At 32.6% G+C, this 3838-nt stretch carries 4 protein-coding genes; all 4 read left to right on the forward strand.

Going from position 1 to position 3838, the window contains the following annotated elements:
• On the forward strand, positions 1 to 680 hold a 680-nt coding region (locus PKN74_RS08075), incomplete at its 5' end, for an ATP-binding cassette domain-containing protein (protein WP_472310308.1).
• The gene (locus PKN74_RS08080; RefSeq protein ID WP_472310310.1) at positions 677 to 1732 is read left to right on the forward strand and encodes an ABC transporter permease; all 1056 of its coding nucleotides are present in this window, start codon (positions 677 to 679) and stop codon (positions 1730 to 1732) included. The genes PKN74_RS08075 and PKN74_RS08080, both read left to right, overlap by 4 nt.
• Positions 1725 to 2657 carry an ABC transporter permease gene (locus PKN74_RS08085; RefSeq protein ID WP_472310312.1) on the forward strand — a complete coding sequence of 311 codons (933 nt, stop codon included), beginning with the start codon at positions 1725 to 1727 and terminating at the stop codon, positions 2655 to 2657. Before PKN74_RS08080 ends, PKN74_RS08085 begins: the two co-directional genes overlap by 8 nt.
• Positions 2658 to 2865: 208 nt before the next feature.
• Positions 2866 to 3838, forward strand: a 973-nt coding sequence (locus tag PKN74_RS08090) for a LacI family DNA-binding transcriptional regulator (RefSeq protein WP_472310314.1), incomplete at its 3' end; no start/stop codon positions are given.

The following is a 3838-nucleotide window of genomic DNA, read 5'->3' on the forward strand; positions in this document are numbered from 1 at the left end:
ATATATATGTGAGGGCTGGAGAAATAGTTGGATTAGCGGGTATTGAGGGAAATGGTCAACTTGAACTGGTCCAAACTATCATTGGAGAATCTCAATCACTCAATGGAAAAATATATATAGACAAAAATGAAATTACAAATAGTGAGATTAAAGAAAGAAGGTTTTTAATTAGTTATATTCCTTCAGATAGGAAAAAATATGGTTTGGCTTTAACTGCAACTTTAACAGAAAATCTTTCTATGACACACCATCTCGGCAATAAATTGAGTAGCTTTAAATACTTTATAAATTGGACAAAGGCAAAGGTTCTTTCAAATAACCTTTTGAATCAATACAACATTGTTGCAAGAGGAATTAATGATATGCCTAAACACCTCTCTGGAGGTAATCAACAGAAAGTAATTTTGGCTAGAGAATTTAGTCTTGATGCGCCTTTTTTGCTTCTTGATCAGCCTACACGAGGTTTAGATGTTGGATCAATCGAATATGTACACAACGTTATACTAAAGATGAGAGAAAAAGGAAAAGCTATCTTATTAATTTCTGCCGATTTAGACGAACTTTTATCTTTAAGCGACAGAGTTTATGTAATAAGAAATGGGAAAATTGTAGTAGAGTTAGATCCAACAGTTCATAGTAAAGAAGAAGTTGGAGAGTATATGTTGGGGGGAAAAGAATGAAAAGCTTAAATAAAATTCTTACCGGAATTATTGGAATAATATTCTCTTTGCTGGTTGGAGCATTATTAATAAAAATCCAAGGGAATTCCCCTATTAACGCCTATAAAGCCCTATACGATTACGGGTTAGGTTCGTGGTTTTCTATAACTTCAACACTTAACAACTCTACCCCTTTAATATTAACGGGTATAGCAGCAGCAATTGCATTTAGTTCTAATGTGAATAATCTTGGACAGCCTGGACAACTAATAATTGGAGCTTTAAGCGCTGCTCTATTGGGATATTATCTTCCCTTTCCTGGTTGGTTTGGAATAATTACCATTTTAATACTTTCTGGAATCATAGGCGGTCTTTACGCTTCAATTGCGGGTATACTTAAAAAGTTATATAAAATGGACGAAATGCTAACGACTTTGATGCTCAATTTTATAGCTGATTACTTAACTCTATATTTAGCTACCTATCCTTTCCTAGATAAAAAGTCATATGTTCCTGCTACAAAGATGATAAAAAAAGAATACTTTCTCCCTTCTTTTAAATACCTGAATTCTAGCTTTTTCATCGCAATTTTTGTTGTTTTGATATCTTATTTTGTTGTTAAATATTTTAAAAAAGGATATGAATGGAGAATGATGGGACATAATCCCGATTTTTCTAGAATAGGTGGTTGTGACAATGAACAAAATTTGATGTGGGTTATGTTTTATACTGGTTTTCTTAGTGGCCTCGCTGGAGCTTTACTTATTCTGGGAGGCACACAACATAGGTTTATTAAAGGTATAGGTGCTAATTATGGATGGGATGGTGTAATGCTCTCCATAGTTGGTGCTAATGGGATACTCGAAACTTCGTTCTTTTCTTTATTTTTTGGTTTCTTAAAATCAGGTGGAGTTGGAATGGAATTTGAAGCTTCTATCCCTTCAGAGTTTATCATGGTCCTTCAAGCTACCATTGTTTTACTAGTCGTCTCAACTAGAAGTGTTTTTTCTTATTACGGAGACAAGATAAAAGCTTACTCAAAAACTCAAAAGGTTGTGAAAGCTCATGAATAACATATTAATTTCAATAATAAGAGATAGCTTTAGTAGTGCCACTCCTATTCTCCTTTCAGCTTTGGGAGGTACTTTTACTTTTTATGCAAATGTTTTCAATATTTCTATGGAAGGAATGATGTTAATAGGGGCATTCTTCGGTGTTTTAGGAAGTTTTTACTTTCAAAGTTGGGTGATGGGATTTCTATTTGCATTAATTTCCGGAGTCGTAGCCTCTCTAATATTTTCACTTTTTGCAATCTTATTAAAAACAGACGAATTCTTGACAGGTATTGGAATGAATATGCTAGCTCTTGGAGGAACTACATATCTTTTGAGAAATTTGTTCAACGTTAAAGGAGCTTTCATATCTCCACAAATTAAGTCTCTACCAACCTGGGATATTCCTGGCCTAAATAAAATTCCTGTCGTTTCAAATATATTAAATAAACATCCATTCATTGTCTATATAGCAATCATTTTAGCTTTCTTCGTCGATTTTATAATTTTTCATACTAAATTTGGTCTTAGACTTAGGGCAACGGGCGAAGATCAAGAAACAGCTCGTTCCCTAGGAATTAATCCGGAAAAAATAAAATTTAGTTCTATCTTACTTTCTGGTATTTTCTCAGCAGCAGCAGGTACTTTTTTATCTCTTGGCTATGTAACCTTGTTCAGTGAAAACATGTCAAATGGTCGAGGCTGGATTTCTTTGGCAATTATCGTGCTAGTGCGTGGAAGACCTCTTGGAATATTACTCATGTCTTTAATATTTGGTTTTTTTGAAAGCGCTGCTTTTAGTTTACAAAATATAAATATCCCATCTCAAATTACATCTATGATTCCTTACATCGTCACTATACTTGCCCTTTTTATTTATAGTGTTTATAAAGAAAAAAGTACAAGATCTGCAAAGAAAGAAGTTGAGAAAATAAAAGAAATTTGAGTTTAAACGTTATTAACTCTTGTCAACTACCTGTAATTATTCACAATAAGATTTGCAAATCTTTTTTAGAAATGTTAAACTAATAATAGTAAAGGAAAACGTTTGCAAGATAGATTTAACAGAAAAAACGGAAAAACAAGAAAAAGCGTTTATTTTGTGGAATTATTTATGAAAACGTTTGCTTTAAAAAATTAACAAGGTGGTTTGTATGCCTGATAAAATAACCATTAAAGATATTGCTAAAGAAGCCGGGGTGTCTATTTCAACAGTTTCAAGAGTGATAAATGGTTCCTCTCCTGTAAAAAAACAAACAAAAGAAAAGGTTCTAAAGGCGATCGACAAATTAAATTATTACCCAGATGCTCTTGCAAGAAGTCTAAGGGTGGGATATACAGATACCATAGGAATAATAATACCTAATATTGCTAACCCATTTTTTGCAACGCTTGTTAGAGGTGCTGAGGATTATCTTAGATCAAAAGGTTATTCAGTAATAATTTGTAACTCGGATAATGCTGTTGATCAAGAAGAAAAATTGTTTAATATTCTAGCAGAAAAAAAAGTTGATGGAATATTATATTCTGGTATTGGTGACCATATTGACAAATTTAATCAAATAAATATTCCTATAGTTTTTATAGATAGAGTGATAAAGGACAACCGATTTTCTTATGTGTCTTCAAACCATTACAAGGGAATGGAAGATCTTTTAAATTATTTATATTCTACGAATCACAAAAAATACGTTTTCATCAGCGGGAAAAAAGAAATATTTAGTGCCTTCGAAAGGTTAAGAGCTTTTGAAGATTTCACCAAAAAATATAATGTTGAGTATGAACTCTTGGAAGGTGAATATACTTACAAATCTGGTCTAATCAATGGAAAGAAAATTAAAAAAATACCCGATGTAGTCGTCTGTTCAAATGATCTGATTGCCTATGGGGTTGTAGAAAGTTTCAAGGAACGAAAGATAAAAGTCCCCGAGGATGTAAGTGTAACTGGATATGATGACATAATGTTTAGCAAGATGTTTTCTCCCGCATTAACAACTGTTAGTCAACCAATATATGAAATGGGAAAAGTCGCTGCTGAAATAATATACAGATTACTTATAAAAAAAGATGATTACATGCCTGTAAAACTTTTTCAAAATCAACTTGTAGTTAGAGAAAGCACGAGAA

The organism is Defluviitoga sp. (assembly GCF_035349255.1).
In the GTDB taxonomy this organism is placed as follows: domain Bacteria; phylum Thermotogota; class Thermotogae; order Petrotogales; family Petrotogaceae; genus Defluviitoga.

What these genes read in the sequence shown, in the direction of transcription:
- PKN74_RS08080 (WP_472310310.1), top strand. Translation starts at nt 677, where the DNA reads ATGAAAAGCTTAAATAAAATTCTTACCGGAATTATTGGAATAATATTC.
- PKN74_RS08085 (WP_472310312.1), top strand. Translation starts at nt 1,725, where the DNA reads ATGAATAACATATTAATTTCAATAATAAGAGATAGCTTTAGTAGTGCC.